Genomic DNA, 22,871 nt, shown 5'->3' on the forward strand with positions numbered 1-22,871 from the left:
GAGTCTGAGATAACAGCATTGTTCGCCGTAGGCATTGGATAATTAAAGATGAGGTGCAGCATGAAAAAAATTGCGATTCTTGGGTCAACCGGTTCCATTGGAACCCAGACACTGGATGTAGTTGACATGCATCCAGAACTCTTTCAAGTGGAGGGACTGGCTGCCGGAGGCAATACAGACCTGCTGATCGAACAAACCAAACGTTACCGGCCGAAGAAAGTATCAGTGGGGTCCAAAGAACTGGCGGAGAAGATAGCTCCACATTTGCCAGCAGGAACGCAACTATTTTATGGCAACGAAGGACTCGTAGAAGTTGCGGCAGGAACCGATGCGCATACGGTTGTTACAGCGGTGGTGGGCAGTGTTGGATTGGAGTCAACGCTTGCTGCCATAGATGCAGGCAAACAGATCGGACTGGCCAATAAGGAGACATTGGTTACAGCGGGGCATATCGTTACGACAAGAGCGGCTGCCAAAGGAGTTTCTTTACTGCCCGTTGATAGTGAGCACTCTGCTATATTCCAATGTTTAAATGGTGAAAACAAAGAACGCCTGACAGGCATCACGCTCACCGCTTCAGGTGGATCATTCCGTGATCTTACCCGTGAACAGTTAAAGAACGTGACTATAGAGGATGCACTTAAACATCCAAATTGGTCAATGGGCTCCAAAATCACGATAGACTCGGCAACGATGGTTAACAAGGGGCTCGAGGTCATTGAAGCACATTGGTTATTTGGTCTTCGATATGATCAGATTAATGTATTGCTTCACCCAGAGAGTGTTATTCATTCCTATGTGGAATTTGATGACACAAGCATCATCGCACAACTGGGGAATCCGGATATGCGAGTTCCAATTCAATATGCACTGACTTACCCTGACCGCTTGCCATCACCGGCACAGCGTCTGTCTCTTGCTCAAGCTGGGAAATTACATTTCCGTGATATGGATATGGAACGGTTCCCGTGTTTAAGAATGGCGTATGAGTGTGGTAAAATGGGAGGAACCGCAACAACGGCGTTTAATGCAGCCAACGAGGTTGCTGTAGCCCGTTTCTTGCGTAAAGAGATTTCATTCCTTAAAATAGAAGATATTATTGCTTCTGTGCTGGAAGCACACCACAATGTGGACGAGCCTGATCTTCAGGAGATCGCGCGTTGTGATCAGGAGAGCCGTAAGCTTGCGGCGAGTCTGTAATCTCTTTTTTCATAACAAATTGGAAGAAGTGATTCTCTTGTGCGGCATCAGAGAATAATGATAATCTAGAGGGACAGACTGCGGTATGTGCCGTGAAGGAGGATGGATAGGGATTGGAAACCATACAAGTGGTATTTCTAACGGTGCTCATGTTCTTTGTCATCGTGACGGTTCATGAATGGGGGCATTATTATTTTGCCAAACGCGCCGGTATTCTTGTACGGGAGTTTGCGATCGGTTTTGGTCCCAAATTGTTCTCATATAAAAGAAACGAGACCCAGTTTACATTGCGTTTGTTGCCTTTTGGTGGATATGCACGGATGGCAGGGGAAGATCCGGAACTGGTAGAGATCCAGGAAGGACAGACCATTGCGGTAAGATCAGCGGATGACCAGGTGAAGATGATCTATCTGGATCAGCTGGATAACCGTAAAAATGTAATACGTGGTGAAGTCATCTCCATTGATATGGAGAGAGCGCTGAAGCTTCAACTCGATGTAGATGGAGAGATTCAGGAGTATCGTATTCATCCTCAAGCAATGTTGGTAAGTCGTGGTAAACAAACGCAGATTGCACCGAAAGATCGTCAATTCGGCAGCAAAACTGTTGGACAGCGTGCATTGGCTATTTTTGCGGGCCCACTCATGAACTTTATCTTGGCCTTTGTGCTGTTTGCTGTATATGCCCAGATGGCAGGAGTTCCAGTGGAAAATCCAAAAAATCTTGTAATTGGTGAAGTGCTTGAAGGTGGGGCAGCCGATGAGGCGAACCTGCAAAAGGGCGATATTATCGAAACCATCAATGGTACTGCAATTGGTACGGATTCACAAAAAATGGTGTCGATGATTGCCGATTCCAAAGACAAGCCGATGGAATGGACGCTGCGCCGGGGTTCGGATACGTTTAATATAACGATTACTCCACGTGCTGTAGAAGGACAAGAGGGCGGTAAAGTGGGAATCGTACCTACGTTACCAACCCGATCTGTTGGATTTGTAGAGACATTTAAAGTCTCAGGCGTGGCCATGGTTGATACAACCAAAATAATATTTGAAGGTTTTAAACATCTGATCAATCAGTTCAACATGGATGATATCGGTGGTCCAGTTCGCACATTTGAAGTGACAGGACAAATTGCTAAACAAGGGATTGAACAGTTAACGAGATGGGCAGCGATTTTGAGTCTGTACCTTGGGATTTTCAACCTGCTACCAATACCTGCACTGGACGGCAGTCGTCTGGTATTTTTGGGAATTGAAGCGCTGCGCGGCAGACCTGTTGATCCCAATCGCGAAGGCATGGTGCATTTCGTCGGATTTGCGATGTTGTTTGTGTTGATGCTGGCAGTAACTTACAATGATATATTACGTTTAATTAACGGATAATTACGGTTGGACTACGCTCTGGACATTCAGAGATAGTCGTTATGGGAGGACGCTGGAGTCTTATGTCAAAGGAAAATGATAAACAGTTCGTGACTGAAATCACACCACAGGGTGAGGATTTCTCACGCTGGTACATTGATGTTATCAAAAAAGCTGATCTCATGGACTATGCACCCGTACGCGGTTGTATTGTGTTCAAACCAGACGGATTTGAAATCTGGGAACATATTAAGGATGAGTTGGATCGTCGTTTCCGGGAAACGGGTCATCGCAACGCCTACTTCCCGATGTTCATTCCTGAGAGCTTCTTTCAAAAGGAAAAAGAGCACGTGGAAGGTTTTAACCCTGAATTACCATGGGTTACGGAAGCTGGCGGAGAGAAGCTGGAAGAACGTCTGGCAATCCGTCCTACATCCGAAACGATTATTGGTCACATGTATTCCAAGTGGATTCAGTCTTATCGGGATCTTCCGGTACTGATCAACCAGTGGGCTAACGTAGTTCGTTGGGAAAAAAGAACATTGCCTTTCCTTCGCACAAGTGAGTTCCTGTGGCAGGAAGGTCATACAGCGCATGAGACGGAAGAAGAAGCACGTGAAGAAACGATGAAAATGCTTCAGATTTATCGTGAAGTGGTTGAGGAATACTTGGCTATTCCTGTAATTGTGGGTCAGAAAACCAAGTCCGAGAAGTTTGCGGGTGCGGTGGATACCTACTCGATCGAAGCCATGATGAAGGATGGACGTGCAGTACAAGCAGGTACATCTCACTACATGGGGACGAACTTTGCAAAAGCATTTGAAATCCAGTATCTTAGCCGGAATAATGTGCTGGAGCTGGCTTACACTACTTCATGGGGAGTAAGCACACGTTTGATCGGTGCATTAATTATGGTTCATGGAGATGACCGTGGTCTCGTACTTCCTCCTAAAGTCGCACCGACTCAAGTGGTCATGATTCCAATTGGACCTCCTAAAACACGTGATGCTGTTGTTGGGCGTGCAGACGAGTTGTTCACTGAGTTGAAAAAAGCTGGAGTCCGTGTGAAAATGGATGATCGCAGTGATGTTCGCCCAGGTTGGAAGTTCAATGAATACGAGATGCGCGGTGTTCCGATTCGTCTGGAGATTGGTCCACGTGATATGGAAAATGGCGTTTGTGTACTCGTATCACGGATCACAGGTGAGAAGAAAGTGGTAGAACAAGCAAACCTGGTAGAAGAGATCCAGGCTATGCTGACACAGATCCAGGTAGATATGTTAGAGCGTGCTCGCACATTTATGTCGGATAACTTCTACTCCGTGGATACACTCGATGAGATGAAAGAACTGATGGAAAATAAACGCGGGTTTACACTGGCCGGATGGTGCGGTTCGGAAACTTGCGAAGATAAAGTAAGAGAAGTCACAGGTGCAACAAGCCGGAACATTCCGTTCCAGCCTGCGGAAGAAAAGCATACGTGCCTGGCTTGTGGTGAACAGGCAGAACACACGGTTGTGTTTGCAAGAGCATACTAAGTCAGGATCACTTGACGAAAAGCACTTATTCACCGTTTAAGTAATGAATGGAGAGCTTCTGTCGGATAAAATGAGTCGGTGCGAGTTCGGATCGGTGACATTTTTGAATGCAGGGGCTTTTCATGCTTTAAGGGGGTACAAGGAGGAACACGATGAGCGGATTCGAGGAGAAAAGAAAACGGTTTGAGTTGTTGATGAAACAGGCAGAGCTTCCGGCTGGTCTGTTAGAGCCCTATTTTTTGGATGGATGGATTGAACAAGTAGAGACCAATCGAAGTAATCGGGAATGGAATATTCTGATTGCAAAGGATACGTTGGTACCCGCTCCAATATATCGCACATTTTGCCTGCATATTCAAGAGAAGATGAATCATATCGCCAAAATTTCATTTGGCTTCAAATACACGGACCAAGTACAAAATGGGGATATCGTCAGTGAATATTGGAATCTGTTTCTGGAGTGGGTTACCCGTGAGATTCCATCTGTAAATGGTTGGATGAACCGGACAACCTTTGAATGTGAAGAGGATCTTCTACAACTGACAATGAGTGATGCAACGTCGATGGAATTGGCTCGTAAGAAACAGATTGATCAAGCTATTACGAAATTCTATGAAAAATACTTTCATCTACCTCTTCGCATCAAGATGCAAGTGGGTGAAGTGGGAAGTAATAAAGAGGCCATGGAACAGTTCCAGGCCCAAAAACGTGTAGAAGAACTTGAGGTCATCGAGAAGATGATGAGTGAAGTGGACACAGAAATCCCGGTGGATGAGGAGCAGGGTGATCTGCGTTTGCAAATGGGTTATGACATCAAGGAACCTGCAGTACCTATGCAGGAAATCCAGGATGAAGAGAAAAAGGTCACGCTTCAAGGTTCGGTGTTTGGTCTGGATCGTAAAGAACTGCGAAACGGAAATACGTTGTTTACCTTCTACCTGACCGACTTCACGGACTCCATGCAAATGAAGATGTTTGCCAAAACAAAAGAAGATGTAAAAATTCTCAGTTTGTTGGCTAATGGTAAATGGGTGAAAGTGCGTGGTCGTGTAGAATATGACCGGTTTATGCAAATTCCTGAACTCGCCATGATTCCATCGGACCTGATTGAAGTTAAAGCACCGCCGTCTCGCAAAGATAATGCACCAGAGAAGCGGGTGGAGTTCCATTTGCACTCTACGATGAGTACGATGGATGCTGTAACTTCAATCGACAAATACGTGAAAATGGCAGCAGAGTGGGGACATAAGGCGATTGCAGTCACTGATCATGGTGGGGTGCAGGTATATCCCGAGGCTTCCAAGGCTGCTAAGAAAAACGGGATTAAAATGATCTACGGCCTCGAGGCCAATGTCGTGAATGACTCTGTTGCCGTTGTAATGGCTCCTCAGCCATTGGATCTCCAAACAGCAACATACATCGTATTTGATATCGAGACCACAGGTTTGTCGGTAACACAGAACAAAATCATTGAGATTGCAGCAGTGAAGATGCAAGATGGTAAAGAAATCGACCGGTTTGCAACTTTTGTGAATCCGCATGAACGCATTCCCTACAACATTCAGCAGTTGACCAATATTAATGATGACATGGTAAAAGACGCACCTGAGCTGGAGCCTGTCATTCGTGAGTTTGTGCAGTTTGCTGGTGATGGTGTGCTTGTTGCGCATAATGCACGTTTTGATATGGGCTTTATCCAGGCTTCCCTGAAGCAAATTGGAATGCCAGAGCTTCCTAACCCTGTCCTTGACACGTTGGAACTGGCGCGATTGTTATTTCCAAAAAATAAGAACCACCGTCTGAATACGATGGCAGATAAATATAAGGTTGGACTTGAAAGTCATCACCGTGCCATTGATGATACGATTGCACTCGCGGGTATACTGATCGGATTATTAAATGATGCTGCTCAGATGAAAGGTTTAACGAGGCTTGATCGCTTGAACGATTATGTAGGTGTCGACTTGTCGAATACAAGACCTTTCCATTGTGGAATCTATGCATTGAATGATGTCGGTAAGAAAAATCTATACAAGCTGGTATCTCTCTCTCATACGGAACATTTCAAGCGGGTACCGTGCATTCCCAAATCAAAACTGATTAATTTGCGTGAAGGCCTTGTTATTATATCGGGCTGTGAAAAAGGGGAGTTTTTCGAAGCGGTGCTTAACAAATCGCTCGAAGAAGCGGAAGAGATCGCTGAGTTCTATGACATACTGGAGATCCAACCACTTACCATGTATATGCATTTGGTGGATAAAGGGTTGGTGGCTACACCCGAAGAAATCAAAACAGCGATCCGTAAAGTCATTGATATAGGCGCAAAATTTAATAAACCGGTCATAGCCACAGGTAATGTTCATTACTTGGAACCTCGTGACAAGTTATATCGGGATATCACCATTCACGGAATTACAGGTTTTAGTCCACTCAAAGATCAACGTAAACCGGATGCACATTTTAGAACGACGGAGGAAATGCTGGAAGAGTTCCAGTTCCTGGGCCAAGATAAAGCTTACGAAGTCGTTGTTACAAATACGGTAGAGTTATCTGACCGCTTTGAGGAAATTAAGTTATTCCCGGACAAACTGTTTACTCCAATTCTGGAAGGTGCGGACGAAGAAATCCGTAATACCTGCTATGACACTGCCAAGTCTATCTATGGCGAGGAATTACCAGAAGTAATCGTTGCACGACTAGAGAAAGAGCTCATTCCAATTATTAAATACGGTTTTTCTGCCAACTATCTGATCTCGGAACGCTTGGTTAAAAAATCGAATCAGGATGGTTACCTCGTAGGTTCGCGGGGATCGGTTGGCTCCTCTGTTGTTGCTACATTCCTGGGTATATCCGAGGTTAATCCACTACCTGCTCATTATATTTGTGTGAATTCAGAATGCAAACACAGCGAGTGGTTCCTGGACGGCAGTGTTCGGAGTGGATTTGACCTTCCAGAGAAAGAGTGTCCGGATTGTGGTGGCACACTTAAAGGAGAAGGCCAGGATATTCCGTTTGAGACCTTCCTTGGATTTAAAGGAGATAAAGTTCCCGATATTGACTTGAACTTCTCTGGTGATTATCAGCCTCATGCTCATAACTATACGAAAGTACTATTTAGTGAGAAGAGTGTTTTCCGTGCGGGGACCATCGGTACGGTGGCTGAGAAAACAGCATTTGGTTTTGCCAAGAAGTACGAGGAACATCATCAGAAGAAATGGCGTGGAGCTGAATTGAATCGTTTGGCCTCTGGCTGTACTGGGGTGAAACGGAGTACTGGCCAGCATCCCGGTGGTATTGTTGTAGTACCTGATTATATCGAGGTCGAAGACGTTACACCTGTTCAGTTTCCGGCTGACGACGTTAATGCGGAGTGGAAAACGACACACTTTGATTATCATGCTTTTGAAGAAAACTTGCTGAAACTTGATATTCTGGGGCACGATGATCCAACTATGATGCGGATGTTGCAGGATTTGACAGGGGTCGATCCAACGACCATTCCGATGAATGATCCGAAAGTTATGAGCATGTTTAACTCAACCGAAGCTTTGGGTGTTACACCGGAACAGATTAGGTCGCCAGTCGCAACGTTTGGCGTGCCGGAGATGGGAACGAAGTTTGTACGTCAGATGCTTGTTGAATCCCAGCCGACGTCTTTTGCCGATTTGCTGCAGATTTCCGGATTGTCCCATGGTACAGGGGTATGGCTTGGAAACGCTCAGGATCTGATTAAGAACGGAACGTGTAACATTAAGACGGTAATTGGTTGTCGGGATGATATCATGTTATTTCTGATCTATAAAACGGGAATGGACGCAAGTCTGGCATTTAAGATTACCGAGAGTGTTCGTAAAGGACGGGGTCTGCCACAGGAATGGATTGACGAGATGAAGAATTGTAAAGTGCCTCAATGGTACATTGATTCGTGTCTCAAAATCCAGTACATGTTCCCGAAGGCTCACGCGGCCGCTTATGTTATTTCGGCAGTACGTACGGCGTTCTTCAAGCTGTATCATCCGATTGAATATTACGCAACTTACTTTACTGTTCGAGCTGATGAGATTGATATCGAACTGATGTGTCAGGGATATGACGCGATTTATCGCAAAATTACGGAAATTGAGCAATTAGGTTTCCAGGCACCTCCAAAAGAGAAAAACATGTTACCTGTCCTGGAAATGGGTCTGGAAATGGCAGCACGCGGATTCTCGCTGAAATCCATTGACTTATACCGTTCAGAAGCGACAAAGTTCATCGTTGACGGAAAAACACTAATCCCTCCATTTTCAGCTTTGGCAGGAATCGGGGATAATGCAGCTCGCAATATTGCTGCGGCAAGAGATCATGGTGAATTCCTGTCAGTGGAAGACTTCCAGCAGAAGTCGAAAGCAAGTAAGACCATTGTTGAACTCCTGTCGAATATGGGATGTTTCCGTGGCTTGCCAGAGAGCAATCAGCTTTCCCTTTTCTAGGATTGAATTTGGATCTAACCATAGCGATTGTTGGGGGAACGTAATTTTTCCTTCATTAGTAAGTAAACTGCCTGAAGCATCGCTTACTTGTCACTATTACCAGACTATGTTATAATTTTTGAAGTGAACGAGATAGTACGAATTTCTAAAGAGTGGGGAAACCCACTCTTTAGTCTTTGGTATACAAGAATCTTGGGTATTGAATAATCTGCCAGTGCTTTTTTGCTGGTGTAACCTAAGTTGGAGGTTATTGGTTTTGAGCACAACGAACATTAAATCTACCGTGGAAGAAATGATCCAACCCTACTTGAACGAACAAGGCTTCGAGCTGGTTGACATCGAATACGTCAAAGAAGGCAGCAACTGGTTTTTACGGGTGTATGTCGACAAAGAGGGTGGCATCGACATCGACGATTGTGTCTTGATCAGCGAAAAGCTGAGCGCCAAGCTGGATGAGAACGATCCGATTCCAACCATCTATTTCCTTGAAGTGTCTTCTCCCGGTGCGGAGCGTCCACTGAAAAAACCTGAGGACGTTACCAAAGCTGTAGGCAAAAATGTTTTTGTTACAACCTACGAGCCGGTGAACGGATTGAAGGAATTTGAAGGCAAGCTGCTTTCCTTTGATGACGATGAACTCGTGATCGAAGCAGGCAAAAAACAGCATGCCATTTCTTATGATAAGGTTGCCAGTGCGCGCCTAGCTATTTTGTTTTAAGTGCCTTGTTCACTTTATTAATGAAAAAGACACATCTCACGATAACGGCAAGGTGCTCATGAGTTCAGAGCCTTTCGCCGTTTTACGTATGAGATGCCATGTTTGAAAGGGGGATCAACATTCATGAGTACGGATTTTATTGAAGCAATGAATGAATTGGAACGGGAAAAAGGGATCAGCAAGGATGTGCTGTTTGAAGCGATCGAAGCTGCACTAATTTCCAGCTACAAGCGGAATTTCAACACGGCCCAGAATGTGCGTGTTGACATGAACCGTAATACGGGAGTTATTCGGGTGTATGCCCGTAAATTGATCGTGGAAGAAGTCCTGGATTCACGTACCGAAATTTCATTGCCTGCTGCACGAGAAATCAACCCACACTTCCAGTTGGAAGATATTGCGGAGATTGAAGTTACGCCGCGTGATTTCGGACGTATCGCGGCACAAACTGCCAAACAGGTAGTGACCCAGCGGATTCGTGAAGCCGAACGCGGCCTGATCTACAACGCTTTCGTAGATAAGGAAGAAGATATCGTTACGGGAGTGGTGCAGCGTCAGGATTTGCGCAATATCTACATCGATCTGGGCAAAATCGAAGCGGCTTTACCGCTGACCGAATTGATGCCGAACGAGAAGTTTGTTCATGGTGACCGTATTAAGGCGTATATCACCAAGGTCGAGAATACGACAAAAGGGCCGCAAATCATTTTGTCCCGTACCCATCCGGGCCTCTTGAAACGTCTCTTTGAACTGGAAGTGCCTGAGATCTTTGACGGTGTAGTTGAAATTCGCTCCGTCGCTCGCGAAGCAGGGTTCCGCTCCAAGATTGCCGTTCACTCCCGCAACGAGGAAGTTGATCCAGTTGGATCTTGTGTAGGTCCTAGGGGAATGCGCGTGCAGACCATTGTGGGTGAGCTGCGCGGTGAAAAAATCGACATCGTTCGTTTCTCCGATCAGGTAGACGAATATGTTGCTAATGCACTGAGTCCTTCCAAAGTATTGGAAGTTCATGTATTTGAGGAAGAAAAGATGGCTCGGGTTATCGTTCCGGACTATCAACTGTCCCTCGCAATTGGTATCAAAGGCCAAAATGCCAGATTGGCAGCCAAATTAACCGGCTGGAAAATCGACATTAAGAGCGAGAGCCAGGCGGAACAGGAATTCGGCAGAGAAAAAGATTCTTCTTCTGAAATGCATCAGGATTCCGTCTCCGTCGACTAAAGTAAAGTACGGGGGGCGCTGACGTATGAAACCAAAAAAAGTGCCGCTGCGCAAATGTGTGGCATGCCAAGAAATGATGCCCAAAAAGCAGCTGATTCGCATTGTTAAAACGCCAGAGGATGAAGTGCTGATCGATTTGACTGGCAAAAAATCCGGACGTGGTGCCTATTTATGCGGCAAAGAGTCCTGTTTTAAGCTCGCACTCAAAAACCGGGCTTTGGATCGGGCGTTAAAAGGCAAAGTCTCACCTGAAATTTACGAGCAATTAGCAGCTGACTTCATCGCGGTTGAGGATGAATTCAAAGCAGCACAGGAGCGTGAACATGACTAATATTAAAACGCTGTCTTATTTGGGACTCTCTATGCGTGCAGGTAAACTTGTAACAGGTGAAGAAATTGTACTTAAAGCGATCCGTTCTTCCGAAGCTAAAATGGTTATTGTTGCGGGTGACGCCTCAGCCAATACACAAAAGAAATTTCGCGATAAATGTGGAACTTATAAGGTTCCTCTGTTGATCGGATTTGACCGGGATAGTCTGGGTTCAAGTATCGGTAAAGACACGCGTGTTGTTCTTGCAGTAACGGATCGAGGGTTTGCAAAAATGATCTCCAAGCAAGTCGGTATAATGTCGGAGGTGGAGTATATTGAGTAAACAGGAAAACAAGGATAAATTGCGAGTTTATGAATATGCGAAGTCCCTTAATATGAGTAGTAAAGAAATTATAACCATTCTTAAAAAGCTGGAAATTCCCGTAAACAATCATATGAGTGTCATGGAGAATGGTTCAGTAGGTAAGGTGGAACAATTTTTTAAAGATATAAAATCCACTGCTGCTTCGAAACAAGGCAACGATGCAAAACCAGTTGCTACTTCGGCAGTGCGCAGTGACAAACCAGTGGACAGCAACAAGCCGGCCGGCGGAGTGAACACGCCGAAGAGCAGTAACCCATCCGGTAGTCCCGTACAAACAAAAATACAACAGGAAAAGCAGGTAGGTATGAACAATAGACCAAATTCCAACAATAACAATGGCACCCAAAGACCCAGCGGCCAAGATAGCCGCAACAGAACGAACTCTTCCCAAGGCTCAAGCCAAGGAGGACAATCAACTAACCGTCCAAGACCAGCTCAAGGTGGACAAAGCAGTACTGCATCCCGTCCGCAAGGAACGGGTCAACGTCCGAATAACAGCGGTGGCGGTCAAGTAAGAACTTCAGGCCCTAACAGCGGTGGTAATACAGGTACTGCTGGCAACCGTAGCGGTGGCCAAGGTCAGAGCCAAGGACAAGGCCAACGTAGAAGCGGCCCAGGTGGTACTACTGGCAACAACAACAATAGTGGTAACCGTTCGAACAGCGGTGGCGGTGGACGTCGTTATGATGACAACCGTGGCGGCAACTTCCGTGGTAACCGTGGTGGCAAGAACAACCGCAACAGAAATCAACAACAGTACCAACAACGTGAGAAAATTGATAACACACCTAAGAAAATCATCGTTCGTGGTGATATGACCGTTGGTGAAACAGCGAAGTTGCTCCATAAGGATGCTTCCGAAGTTATCAAAAAGCTCATCGCTATGGGCGTTATGGCAACAATCAACCAAGAGCTTGATATCGAAACGATCCTTCTGCTTTCAGGTGAATTCGGTGTTGAGGTTGAAGTGAAGATTGTGCTTGAAGATGACCGTTTCGAAACACTGGAAGAGAATGATGATGCTGCTGACTTGCAGGCTCGTCCACCAGTAGTTACGATCATGGGTCACGTTGACCATGGTAAAACTACTTTGCTGGATGCGATTCGTTCCACGAATGTATCCGATGGCGAAGCAGGCGGAATCACGCAACATATCGGTGCATATCAAGTTGAAATTAACAACAAAAAGATCACGTTCCTGGATACTCCGGGTCACGAAGCGTTTACAGCGATGCGTGCACGTGGCGCACAAGTTACGGATATGACGATTATTGTCGTAGCTGCGGATGACGGTGTTATGCCACAGACCATTGAGGCGATTAACCATGCCAAAGCTGCTGGGCTACCAATCATCGTGGCTGTCAACAAAATTGACAAGCCGGGCGCTGATCCAGACAAAGTGAAACAAGAACTAACCAGCTATGAACTCGTTCCTGAAGAGTGGGGCGGAGATACCATCTTTGTTAACGTGTCAGCGAAACAAAGAATGGGTCTGGAAGGTCTGCTTGAAATGATTCTGCTCGTTGCAGAAGTGAACGAATACAAAGCGAACCCGGACAAACGTGCCCGTGGTACAGTGATTGAAGCCGAGCTGGATAAAGGACGTGGCCCAGTTGCACGTATCCTCGTACAGCACGGTACATTGAAAGTCGGCGATGCTTTCGTAGCAGGTAACTGCTTCGGTCGTGTTCGTGCGATGGTCAATGACAAAGGTCGCAAATTGAAAGAAGCTGGACCTTCAACACCTGTAGAAATCACAGGTCTGACTGAAGTTCCAGGTGCGGGAGATCCATTCATGGTGTTTGAAGATGAGCGCAAAGCGCGTTCCATCGCTGACAAACGTTCGATCACGCAACGTGAATCCGATCTGGGTACGCATACTCGTGTGACGTTGGATGATCTGTTCCAGCACATCAAAGATGGCGAGATCAAAGATCTGAACGTAATCATCAAAGGTGATGTACAAGGTTCGGTTGAAGCATTGAAAGGTTCCCTTGCGAAGATCGAAGTTGAAGGTGTACGCGTGAAAATCATTCATAGCGGCGCTGGTGCAATCACAGAATCCGATATCATTTTAGCTGCAGCATCCAATGCTATCGTGATCGGTTTCAACGTTCGTCCTGATAACCAGGCGAAATCAACTGCAGATCAAGAGCAAGTAGACATTCGTCTGCATCGCGTGATCTACAGTGTTATCGAAGAAATTGAACAAGCGATGAAAGGTATGCTTGATCCGATCTACAAAGAAAAAGTTATCGGTCATGCTGAAGTTCGGAGCACGTTCTCCATCAGTAAAGTGGGTACCATCGCTGGTTGTATGGTTACCTCAGGTAAAATTACGCGTTCTGCGGAAGCACGCCTGATTCGTGATGGCATTGTCCTTTACGAAGGTAAGCTGGATTCCCTGAAACGTTATAAAGATGATGCCAAAGAAGTAGCACAAGGTTACGAGTGCGGTATCACACTTGATAAATTTAATGATCTCAAAGAAGGCGACGTTATCGAAGCTTTCATTATGGAGACAGTACAACGATAAGCAAGGAAGCATGAGGTGAACAACAATGGCTAAGATTCGTACAGGTAGAGTGGGCGAGCAGATCAAGAAAGAAATAAGTCTGCTCATCCAGTCTGAACTGAAAGATCCACGTATCGGCTTTATTACGGTAACGGGAGTCGAAGTGACAGGAGACTTGTCGCAAGCCAAAGTTTATCTGAGTGTCTTCGGTGAACAGGAACAAAAAGATAACACGCTGAAAGCTCTGGCAAAAGCAAATGGATTTTTGCGTTCGGAGCTGGGCAAACGTATCCGGTTCCGGCATGTTCCCGAGTTGATATTTAAGATTGACGAATCCATCGCTTATGGCAGCCGAATTGAGAAGCTGCTTGGCGATATTGGTTCCGACAAGAACGAATCCCAGTAACAGAATAGAGGAGACGGCAATGCACACTTATGAACAGGCGCTCCAGACCGGAAAGCAATTTCTGCTGGAGCATGATGATTACCTGGTCGTGTCGCATGTACAGCCGGACGGTGACGCAGTCAGCTCGACGGTAACGGTGGGCTGGCTGCTGTCATGTCTGGGTAAGACATTCACGATGATTAATGAAGGTGAAATCCCCGGGCGTATGCAATTTTTGTGGGAAGCAGGCAACATTGTGAACATGACCGAACAACCACCGCAGCGAAAATATAAAGCTGTTATCTGTGTGGATTGTGCAGACTTTGCCAGAGTAGGTTTGACACGTCATTATTTCGAAGACGATGCTGTTATTTTGAATATTGATCATCACCCTACAAATGACGCTTATGGTACAGTCAACATCATTAAGTCTGATGCTGCTGCAACGGCTGAAATCTTGTTCGATTTTCTTAACCTGTTCCAAGTAACATGGGATAAAGATGTTGCGACGGCAGTTTATACAGGATTGCTTACCGATACAGGTGGATTCCGCTATGCCAACACCAGCCCAAATGTAATGACAACTGCCTCCAGACTGCTTGAACATGGCGTGGATGGACCCTATCTCGCCCAGACCTTGTTGGAGCAGGTGACTCTTCCGCAAGTTCGGATTTTGAATCAGGCACTATCAAGCCTGCAGATGACAGATGATGGAAAGATAGCCTGGGTTGTTATTACACCAGATGATATGGTGGCTTGTGGAGCAGCTAATGAAGATCTTGAAGGGGTAGTGAACTATCCGCGCAACATTCAGGGCGTGGAAGTTGGTATCTTTTTCAAAGTCATCAACGAGAATGCAGTCAAGGTTTCTTTGCGTTCAGCTGGTAAGATTGATGTTGCTGCACTCGCCCAGACCTTTGGCGGAGGCGGGCATGTGCTCGCAGCCGGATGTCGTCTGGAAGGCAGACTTGATGATATTATCGCAAAAGTGCTGAAGCAGGTGAATTCACAATGGTAAAGCCATTTGAAGGTGTACTTCCAGTATATAAACCGGCGGGATTTACTTCTCATGATGTTGTAGCCAAAATGCGTCGCATTCTCAAAATGAAGCGCATTGGGCATACGGGCACACTTGACCCACAAGTTACAGGCGTTCTGCCGCTCTGTCTTGGACGGGCGACACGTGTGGTGGAGTACATGCAGGAGCTTCCGAAGGAATATCTGGCTACGCTGAGATTGGGACTGTCTACTGACACAGAGGATATGACAGGGGAAGTCATTGAGCGGGCTGAAACGACTGTGGAAGTAACACAGGAACAGGTTCAACAGGTGCTTGAGCAGTTTCTGGGCACGATCTCACAGGTACCACCCATGTATTCTGCGGTAAAGGTAGACGGCAAACGTCTTTATGAGCTTGCTCGTGAAGGTAAGACGGTAGAGCGTAAGAGCCGTGAGGTCACAATCTATGAGCTCGAACTTACTGGGATTGAGACTCAGGGTGAGACCACCGATATATCCTTCCGGGCCTTATGTTCAAAAGGAACTTATATTCGGACATTGTGTGTAGACATTGGTCGGCAACTCGGATATCCATCAACCATGGTTCAACTGGAGCGTACGATATCGGCAGGTATCTCTGCAGATCGTTGTCTTCGAATTGAAGAAGTGGAACAACTTATGGCTGACGGGACTTTGGCGGAGGCGCTGATTCCTGTTGACGAGGCTATTGCTTCAATTCCGGCCCATAAGGTTGGAGAAGAACAGACCAAAGGAGCACTTCAAGGTCAGAAACTGTCTGCACGTCTTCTGGAACCGCCTGTAGAGCAACCTGGTCTATTGCGGTTGTATGCTCAGGATGGTACGTTTCTGGGGATATTTGAACGGGATGAACTAAAACCAACGGTGAGGGCAGTTAAAGTCTTTTTGCCGGAATAAAGAGGTTTCGGGCTTGGAGTTGTGGTGAGGCTCAAGCTTGGCCTATCTAGTGAAATGCAGGTGAATGATTGTGAAAACCGTAATGCTAACCTATCCGCAGACGTTACATTCGACTGAGCTGAGCACACTGCCCCAAGTGCTTGCGATTGGTCAATTCGACGGACTGCATCTCGGACATGCAAGTGTCATTTTATCAGCTGTCCGCATTGCGCGGGAAACGGGCATGCAGGCAGCGGTCATGACCTTTCATCCACATCCGAAGGAAGTTATGCGCAAAGGGGATTACGAGGGTTATTTAACTCCCTTGAGAGATAAAGAAGACATCTTGGCAGGAATGGGCGTTGATGTACTCTATGTGGTGGAGTTCAATGAAGATTTCTCACGTTTGACGCCGCAACAATTCGTACACGACTTGTTGATTCCTCTTCAGACACGAACAGCGGTGGTTGGTTTTGACTTCCGTTTTGGTCACAAGGGTGCAGGGGATGAACAACTTCTTCGTACTTTGGGAGAAGGAGAGATGACGGTGGAAACCGTTCCTCCTTTCTTGTTAAATGGTGAAAAAGTGAGCAGTTCTCTCATTCGTGGCCTGTTGAAGCGTGGGGAGATGGATGAGGCCAGTCAGTGGCTTGGCCGACCTTACAGCATCAGAGGAACCGTCATTCACGGGGAGAAGCGTGGACGAACGATTGGATTTCCTACAGCCAACCTTGAACTCACGGATCATTACGTTACCCCGTCGAAAGGTGTTTACGCTGTTCGTGTGCAGTATGGGGAACAGGAACTGCATGGCGTAATGAATCTCGGTGTGAAACCTACGTTTCACGAAAGTGGGATGAAACCTACGTTTGAAGTGCACCTGCTTGATTTTGATGGACACTTGTATGACCAGGAACTAAAGGTTGAGCTCGTTCACTATATTCGTGCAGAACGAAAGTTTGACTCCATTGAGGCATTGATTAGCCAGATTCGTGAAGATGCATTAACTGCCGGCCGCCTGTTATCTTAAAGGTTCAGGATTAAATGCATGTTTACATTTACTTTAACTAGGCAATTATGATATACTGTACTACGTTGTCGATTGAGGCAACATTAACCTTGGCTTGGTTGCTTGCTCTCACCGGCGGTGACGAGGCTAATGGCGATTATATTGAAGGAGGTGAACAGGATGGCATTGACTCAAGAACGTAAACAACAACTGATCGACGAGCACAAAACTCACGAGTCCGATACAGGATCTCCAGAGGTGCAAGTTGCTATCCTTACGGAAAACATCACAAGTTTGACAAACCACTTGCGTACGCATAAGAAAGACCACCACTCACGTCGTGGACTTTTGAAAATGGTAGGTCAACGTCGTAAGCTTTTGGCTTATGTGAAAAACAAAGATGTTAAACGTTACAGCGCACTGATCGAAAAACTCGGATTGCGTCGTTAATTATCGTACATGTTTTCAAAATCAACCTGGCTGTTATCCGTCATTCTTTTGTCTAAAAGGACAAGCGGAACTTACAGCCGGGTTGTTTTGTAGATGAACATGTTGCCATATATTTGTAGATGGGGCTCCGTGAGGAGCTTTTGTTGTGCAGGTTAGCATGTTGAAAGTTCCATACATAGCTAATGAATGCAGGACAAGCAGGAAATACTGTGAATATGCAGAATCCATTGAATTAGGAACGAATAAAAGGAGGGGTTTCATGGAACAGCGTGTTGAAATGCAGCTTGGTGGAAGAAAGCTTACGCTTGAGACCGGGCGTTTGGCCAAGCAGGCTAATGCTGCCGTTAAGGTAACATACGGGGATACCGTGGTATTGTGTACCGTGACAGCATCAAGTGAGCCGAAAGATCTGGACTTTTTCCCATTAACGGTGAACTATGAAGAAAGATTGTACGCCGTAGGTAAAATCCCGGGAGGATTTATTAAACGTGAAGGCAGACCGAGTGAGAAAGCCATTCTTTCAAGCCGTCTGACAGACCGTCCAATTCGTCCTTTGTTCCCGGAAGGCTTCCGGAATGATGTACAAGTTCTGAATATCGTTATGAGTGTGGATCAGGATTGCGAACCGCAAATCGCTGCAATGATTGGTACATCGGCAGCATTGAGCATTTCGGATGTTCCATTCAGCGGACCGATTGGTGGCGTGAAAGTTGGACGTATTGATGGCGAGTTCATCATTAACCCAACGATTGCACAGCTTGAAGTCAGTGATATTGAACTGGTCGTTGCAGGAACCAAAGATGCCATCATGATGGTTGAGGCCGAAGCAAACGAAGTGCCGGAAGAAGTGATGCTCGAAGCAATCATGTTTGGACATGATGAGATCCAAAATATTATTGCTGTAATCGAACAACTTGTGCAAGTTGCTGGAAAAGAAAAAATGGCTGTTAAGTTGCGTACCGTTAATGCTGAAGTTAACAGCAGTGTGCGTGAATTCGCCAGCGCTCGTCTGGTCGAAGCGGTTAAAATCGCCGAGAAACATGCTCGTCAAGATGCAATCGATGTAGTGAATGACGAAACCGTTGCTCACTTTGAAGAGAAATATATTGAAAGTCCGGAATTGTTCAAAGACGTGAAGGAAGTTCTGCACGATATCGTCAAAGAAGAAGTGCGTCGTCTGATCACGCATGATAAAGTTCGTCCAGATGGACGTGGACTTGCTGAAATTCGCCCAATCGAATGTGATACATCTCTGCTGCCACGTGCACATGGTACAGGACTGTTTACGCGTGGGCAAACGCAAGCACTTAGTGTTTGTACACTTGGTGCACTGGGTGATGTTCAGATTTTGGACGGAATCAGTCTTGAAGAAACGAAACGATTCATGCATCACTATAACTTCCCACCATTCAGCGTAGGCGAAGCGCGTCCATTGCGTGCTCCAGGCCGTCGCGAAATCGGACATGGTGCTCTGGGTGAGCGCGCGCTTTCCAAAGTGATTCCTTCCGAAACGGATTTCCCATACACGATTCGTTTGGTATCTGAAGTTCTTGAATCCAACGGCTCATCATCTCAGGCAAGTATCTGTGCCAGCACTTTAGCTATGATGGATGCAGGTGTACCAATCAAAGCTCCAGTTGCGGGTGTAGCTATGGGTCTGATCAAAGATGGAGATCATGTATCCATTCTGAGTGATATTCAAGGTATGGAGGATCACCTCGGTGACATGGACTTTAAAGTAGCTGGAACACCTGAAGGTGTAACTGCAATCCAAATGGACATCAAGATTGCTGGCATTAATCGTCAAATTTTGTCTGATGCATTGGCGCAAGCCAAAGAAGGCCGTATGCACATTTTGGGCAAAATGAACGAAATTTTGAAAACTCCACGTGAGCAGTTATCACAATATGCGCCTAAAATTACAACGATGCATATCAATCCGGACAAAATCCGTGATGTTATCGGTGCAGGTGGTAAAATCATCAATAAAATCATCGAAGAAACCGGTGTTAAAATTGATATTGAACAGGATGGACGTGTCTTTATCGCTTCTTCCAACCAGGAGATGAATGATAAAGCCAAAGCGATCATCGAAGGTATTGTGCGCGAAGTATTGGTCGGCGAGATTTATGTCGGCAAAGTAAAACGCGTAGAAAAATTCGGTGCATTTGTTGAAGTACTTCCGAACAAAGAAGGTCTGGTACACATCTCGCAACTGTCAACTGAACGTGTTGCCAAAGTGGAAGATGTTGTAGCTATCGGTGATTCCATTACGGTAAAAGTAACAGAAATTGACCCACAAGGTCGAATCAACTTGTCCCGTAAAGCAGTTTTGACTGCTGAAGCTCCGGCTCAATCCTAGGATACCGAAGCGACAGGTTATAAATGGATAGATTGAATGAAGAGACAGAATGTGAATTTCTGGCTCTTTTTTTAACGTTTAAATACGTAAAGCAAGGATGAAACCATGGCTTAGCATTCATATTTTTGCCCTTGTCCTCATATGATGGGGACAAAGACGGCGGGAGGATGGAGCTGTGGGAAACCAATCCAAAAAGCTGGCGGCTGTTCTGGCGGGTGTGACTGCGGTCATATTGATCGGACAAGTTGGCAGTGTACGTACATACATTACGGAGATCCGTGATGGGCCAGGTACGCAAAATGCTTTTGACATGTTTAAGGAGGCAACTGGAGAAGATGCGCTGTTGTCTGCGATTCGGGATAAAGCGGATGAAACGAAAATTGCTCCGGTAAATGCCAAAGTGGATCGGGTATGGAAAGCGATTCCTGGTTATAATGGCATGGAGATTGATGTGGAAGCGACATACCGTAAGGCGCTGAGTGGAACATTGAATACCAAAATAGCGTATGTCTACCGTCAGATTGAGCCGGAGATTCAGCTTAAGGATTTGGGTGCACATCCGATCTATCGGGGGAACGCAAACAAACCGATGGTTTCTTTTATGATTAATGTGGCTTGGGGGAACGAATACATTAAACCGATGCTGGATACGCTCGATGCCGAGAAAGTGAAGGCTACTTTTTTTCTGGATGGAAGTTGGTTAAGCAAAAATGTTGAACTGGCCAAAGAAATTCAGAAACGTGGGCATGAGATGTCCAACCATGCATATTCTCACCCTAACATGAGTCGATTGAGCGCAGAACGGGCCAAGCTGGAAATTAGCAAAACCCAGGATCTGCTCCATAAAACACTGGGCGTAGAGAATCGTTGGTTTGCTCCACCATCCGGTGACTTTAATCAGAAGACCGTTGACATTGCTTCATCCATGGGACTGCAAACCGTGTTATGGACAGTAGATACTGTGGATTGGCGTAAGCCAAGCCCGGATGCCGTTGTTGCCAAAATTGCTAAAAATACCGAGGCTGGAACGTTAATTCTAATGCACCCTACAGCTGCTTCTTCGGGAGCTTTAAAGGGCATGATTCAATCCATACGGGCCAAAGGTCTGGTGCTCGGAACAGTAAGTGAGACGCTGTCTTCGGAACGTGTAAACACCTCTGCGGTTGAGTGAACGTTGTTTTTTTGTTAATATCAAACAGTTGGAACCAAATGTCGATTTCAATTTCAAGGTTGAGATCAAGGCAATTATAGAGATGTAGGAGGGCCAACCATGAAAAAAATTCAGCTGGGCAATGGCCTCAGAGTTGTCATGGAACAGATACCGACCTGCCGTTCTGTGTCTTTCGGAATATGGGTCAAGACAGGTTCGCGTAATGAGCAACCTGCAAGTAACGGAGTATCACATTTTATTGAACACATGTTATTCAAGGGAACAGATCGTTATGATGCCAAGGCGATTGCGGAGCAGTTCGATGCGATTGGTGGTAACGTGAATGCATTCACTTCCAAAGAATACACGTGTTATTATGCTAAAGTATTGGATGAGCATTTGCCGATTGCGGTTGATGTATTGTCTGATATGTTTTTCCGCTCCAAAATGGATGATGGTGAATTGATCAAGGAGAAAAACGTCATTCTGGAAGAAATCTCGATGTATGAAGATACGCCTGATGATATGGTTCATGATCTGATGGCCTTGGCCGCCTATGGTGAGCATCCACTCGCATACCCAATCCTGGGTACGGAAGAACGTCTCAAAGCGATGGATTCCAGCCATCTGCGTGCATATATGAAGGAGCACTACACGATTGAGAACACGGTCATTAGTATCGCGGGTAATATTGATGACAGTGTAATCGATCTGATGGAGAAGCATTTTGGTGCTTTTGATGTAAATGGAGTATCGGAAGCAGTCACGATGCCAGCCTTCCAAAGCGGACAGCTCTTTCACAAAAAGAAAACGGAACAGAATCATATCTGTATTTCGTTCCCGGGCTGTAAAATCGGAGATCCGTTGCAATTCGCTATGGTTGTTCTGAATAACGCCATTGGTGGAGGCATGAGCTCCAGGCTGTTCCAGGAAATTCGTGAGAAACGGGGTCTTGCGTACTCCGTGTATTCCTATCATAGCTCTCATGCGGACAGCGGACTTTTCACGATATACGCAGGTACAGCACCGAAACAGACCAAAGAAGTGCTCGATCTGACCAAAGAGGTTCTACGCGACCTGGCTGTTAACGGCTTGTCCGAAGATGAACTTCGTAAAGGAAAAGAACAGCTGAAAGGCAGCTTGATTCTAAGCTTGGAAAGCACAGGCAGTCGCATGAATCGTCTGGGTAAAAACGAGCTCATGCTGGGCAGACACCATACACTGGATGAGATGATTGCCAAAATTGAGCAAGTTACCATGGACGATATTAACGCGGTACTAGATCTGATGTTTGCTGAACCTTTTGCACTTGCTATGGTTGGCGCTTCAGATAAGACGATCGCTGGATTGAGAAGGGATGATTTTGTTGCATTACGTTCAAATACAGAAACTGCCGGGCAATGAAGATATTAAACTGCCTCAAAAAATGTCGGAGCTGGCATCCGGCTTTGATGTAGTAGCTGCACTTCAGGAAGACGTTGTATTGCAGCCGGGTCAGCGTACGCTGATTCCTACCGGACTTGCGATGGCAATGCCAGCTGGATTGGAAGCACAGATCCGTCCTCGGAGCGGACTGGCTTTCAAACATGGTATTACCTGCCTCAATACACCGGGGACCATTGATGCGGATTATCGCGGAGAAGTTAAAGTTCTGTTGATTAATCTGGGTCAGGAACCGTTCACGATTGTACGGGGAGAGCGCATCGCACAGATCGTCTTCCAGACCGTGCCTGCGGTTGAATTGACGGAAGTGAATGAACTTTCGGAAACGGTACGTGGCGAAGGCGGATTCGGTCATACCGGGAAATAAGCAGCGTAAATATACTATTCTTTAGAGTCGTCCCTGACAGGGGCGGCTCTTTTTTACATTTGAGAAAC

General features: G+C 46.0%; 19 protein-coding genes. All 19 read left to right on the forward strand.

Annotated features, from left to right (window positions below):
- The first annotated feature begins 60 nt into the window (after window positions 1-60).
- Window positions 61-1,200 (forward strand): 1-deoxy-D-xylulose-5-phosphate reductoisomerase, encoded by a 1,140-nt coding sequence (locus C161_RS11515; protein WP_036670386.1) that lies wholly within the window; start codon window positions 61-63, stop codon window positions 1,198-1,200.
- A 113-nt stretch (window positions 1,201-1,313) separates the two neighbouring features.
- Window positions 1,314-2,585 (forward strand): RIP metalloprotease RseP, encoded by a 1,272-nt coding sequence (gene rseP, locus C161_RS11520; RefSeq protein ID WP_036609317.1) that lies wholly within the window; start codon window positions 1,314-1,316, stop codon window positions 2,583-2,585.
- 62 nt (window positions 2,586-2,647) lie between these two features.
- Window positions 2,648-4,102 carry a proline--tRNA ligase gene (gene proS / locus C161_RS11525; RefSeq protein ID WP_036670387.1) on the forward strand — a complete coding sequence of 485 codons (1,455 nt, stop codon included), beginning with the start codon at window positions 2,648-2,650 and terminating at the stop codon, window positions 4,100-4,102.
- A 152-nt stretch (window positions 4,103-4,254) separates the two neighbouring features.
- Window positions 4,255-8,574, forward strand: a complete 4,320-nt coding sequence (locus C161_RS11530) for a PolC-type DNA polymerase III (RefSeq protein ID WP_036670388.1) — start codon at window positions 4,255-4,257, stop codon at window positions 8,572-8,574.
- Window positions 8,575-8,830: 256 nt separating this feature from the next.
- Window positions 8,831-9,292, forward strand: a complete 462-nt coding sequence (rimP, locus tag C161_RS11535; RefSeq protein WP_036609311.1) for a ribosome maturation factor RimP — start codon at window positions 8,831-8,833, stop codon at window positions 9,290-9,292.
- Window positions 9,293-9,415: 123 nt separating this feature from the next.
- Window positions 9,416-10,513, forward strand: coding sequence for a transcription termination factor NusA (nusA, locus tag C161_RS11540; RefSeq protein ID WP_036609309.1), 1,098 nt, complete (start codon window positions 9,416-9,418; stop codon window positions 10,511-10,513).
- Between the two features lie 25 nt (window positions 10,514-10,538).
- Window positions 10,539-10,844: an RNase P modulator RnpM gene (rnpM, locus tag C161_RS11545; protein WP_017689143.1), complete on the forward strand. Its 306-nt coding sequence runs from the start codon at window positions 10,539-10,541 to the stop codon at window positions 10,842-10,844.
- Complete coding sequence (locus C161_RS11550; RefSeq protein ID WP_017689142.1) at window positions 10,837-11,166, forward strand: L7Ae/L30e/S12e/Gadd45 family ribosomal protein; 330 nt, start codon at window positions 10,837-10,839, stop codon at window positions 11,164-11,166. Before rnpM ends, C161_RS11550 begins: the two co-directional genes overlap by 8 nt.
- Window positions 11,159-13,744: a translation initiation factor IF-2 gene (gene infB, locus C161_RS11555; protein WP_036670392.1), complete on the forward strand. Its 2,586-nt coding sequence runs from the start codon at window positions 11,159-11,161 to the stop codon at window positions 13,742-13,744. The genes C161_RS11550 and infB overlap by 8 nt, the downstream gene beginning before the upstream one ends.
- A 25-nt stretch (window positions 13,745-13,769) precedes the next feature.
- Window positions 13,770-14,129 (forward strand): 30S ribosome-binding factor RbfA, encoded by a 360-nt coding sequence (rbfA, locus tag C161_RS11560; protein WP_017689140.1) that lies wholly within the window; start codon window positions 13,770-13,772, stop codon window positions 14,127-14,129.
- A gap of 19 nt (window positions 14,130-14,148) precedes the next feature.
- Entirely contained in the window at window positions 14,149-15,126 is a 978-nt protein-coding gene (locus tag C161_RS11565; protein WP_036670394.1) for a DHH family phosphoesterase, read from the forward strand.
- Entirely contained in the window at window positions 15,120-16,043 is a 924-nt protein-coding gene (gene truB / locus C161_RS11570; RefSeq protein ID WP_036670396.1) for a tRNA pseudouridine(55) synthase TruB, read from the forward strand. Before C161_RS11565 ends, truB begins: the two co-directional genes overlap by 7 nt.
- 70 nt (window positions 16,044-16,113) lie before the next feature.
- Window positions 16,114-17,052 carry a bifunctional riboflavin kinase/FAD synthetase gene (locus C161_RS11575; RefSeq protein ID WP_036671020.1) on the forward strand — a complete coding sequence of 313 codons (939 nt, stop codon included), beginning with the start codon at window positions 16,114-16,116 and terminating at the stop codon, window positions 17,050-17,052.
- Window positions 17,053-17,099: 47 nt separating this feature from the next.
- A complete protein-coding gene (locus C161_RS33305) occupies window positions 17,100-17,234 on the forward strand; it encodes a hypothetical protein (protein ID WP_268745224.1) in 135 nt (44 codons plus the stop codon).
- Window positions 17,212-17,481: a 30S ribosomal protein S15 gene (rpsO, locus tag C161_RS11580; protein ID WP_036609297.1), complete on the forward strand. Its 270-nt coding sequence runs from the start codon at window positions 17,212-17,214 to the stop codon at window positions 17,479-17,481. Before C161_RS33305 ends, rpsO begins: the two co-directional genes overlap by 23 nt.
- Before the next feature lie 259 nt (window positions 17,482-17,740).
- The gene (pnp, locus tag C161_RS11585; RefSeq protein WP_036670397.1) at window positions 17,741-19,843 is read left to right on the forward strand and encodes a polyribonucleotide nucleotidyltransferase; all 2,103 of its coding nucleotides are present in this window, start codon (window positions 17,741-17,743) and stop codon (window positions 19,841-19,843) included.
- Between the two features lie 175 nt (window positions 19,844-20,018).
- Window positions 20,019-21,014 (forward strand): polysaccharide deacetylase family protein, encoded by a 996-nt coding sequence (locus C161_RS11590; protein ID WP_036670398.1) that lies wholly within the window; start codon window positions 20,019-20,021, stop codon window positions 21,012-21,014.
- 99 nt (window positions 21,015-21,113) lie between these two features.
- Entirely contained in the window at window positions 21,114-22,397 is a 1,284-nt protein-coding gene (locus C161_RS11595; protein WP_036670399.1) for a M16 family metallopeptidase, read from the forward strand.
- Window positions 22,357-22,803 (forward strand): dUTP diphosphatase, encoded by a 447-nt coding sequence (gene dut, locus C161_RS11600; RefSeq protein WP_017689132.1) that lies wholly within the window; start codon window positions 22,357-22,359, stop codon window positions 22,801-22,803. The genes C161_RS11595 and dut overlap by 41 nt, the downstream gene beginning before the upstream one ends.
- The last annotated feature ends 68 nt before the right edge of the window (window positions 22,804-22,871 follow it).

It is taken from the genome of Paenibacillus sp. FSL R5-192 (assembly GCF_000517845.1).
GTDB lineage: Bacteria > Bacillota > Bacilli > Paenibacillales > Paenibacillaceae > Paenibacillus > Paenibacillus amylolyticus.

Coding starts and splice junctions, on each gene's coding strand:
- proS (WP_036670387.1), top strand. CDS start 2,648: ATGTCAAAGGAAAATGATAAACAGTTCGTGACTGAAATCACACCACAG.
- C161_RS11515 (WP_036670386.1), top strand. CDS start 61: ATGAAAAAAATTGCGATTCTTGGGTCAACCGGTTCCATTGGAACCCAG.
- C161_RS33305 (WP_268745224.1), top strand. CDS start 17,100: ATGATATACTGTACTACGTTGTCGATTGAGGCAACATTAACCTTGGCT.
- pnp (WP_036670397.1), top strand. CDS start 17,741: ATGGAACAGCGTGTTGAAATGCAGCTTGGTGGAAGAAAGCTTACGCTT.
- C161_RS11595 (WP_036670399.1), top strand. CDS start 21,114: ATGAAAAAAATTCAGCTGGGCAATGGCCTCAGAGTTGTCATGGAACAG.
- C161_RS11550 (WP_017689142.1), top strand. CDS start 10,837: ATGACTAATATTAAAACGCTGTCTTATTTGGGACTCTCTATGCGTGCA.
- rnpM (WP_017689143.1), top strand. CDS start 10,539: ATGAAACCAAAAAAAGTGCCGCTGCGCAAATGTGTGGCATGCCAAGAA.
- rpsO (WP_036609297.1), top strand. CDS start 17,212: ATGGCATTGACTCAAGAACGTAAACAACAACTGATCGACGAGCACAAA.
- rbfA (WP_017689140.1), top strand. CDS start 13,770: ATGGCTAAGATTCGTACAGGTAGAGTGGGCGAGCAGATCAAGAAAGAA.
- C161_RS11565 (WP_036670394.1), top strand. CDS start 14,149: ATGCACACTTATGAACAGGCGCTCCAGACCGGAAAGCAATTTCTGCTG.
- nusA (WP_036609309.1), top strand. CDS start 9,416: ATGAGTACGGATTTTATTGAAGCAATGAATGAATTGGAACGGGAAAAA.
- C161_RS11530 (WP_036670388.1), top strand. CDS start 4,255: ATGAGCGGATTCGAGGAGAAAAGAAAACGGTTTGAGTTGTTGATGAAA.
- truB (WP_036670396.1), top strand. CDS start 15,120: ATGGTAAAGCCATTTGAAGGTGTACTTCCAGTATATAAACCGGCGGGA.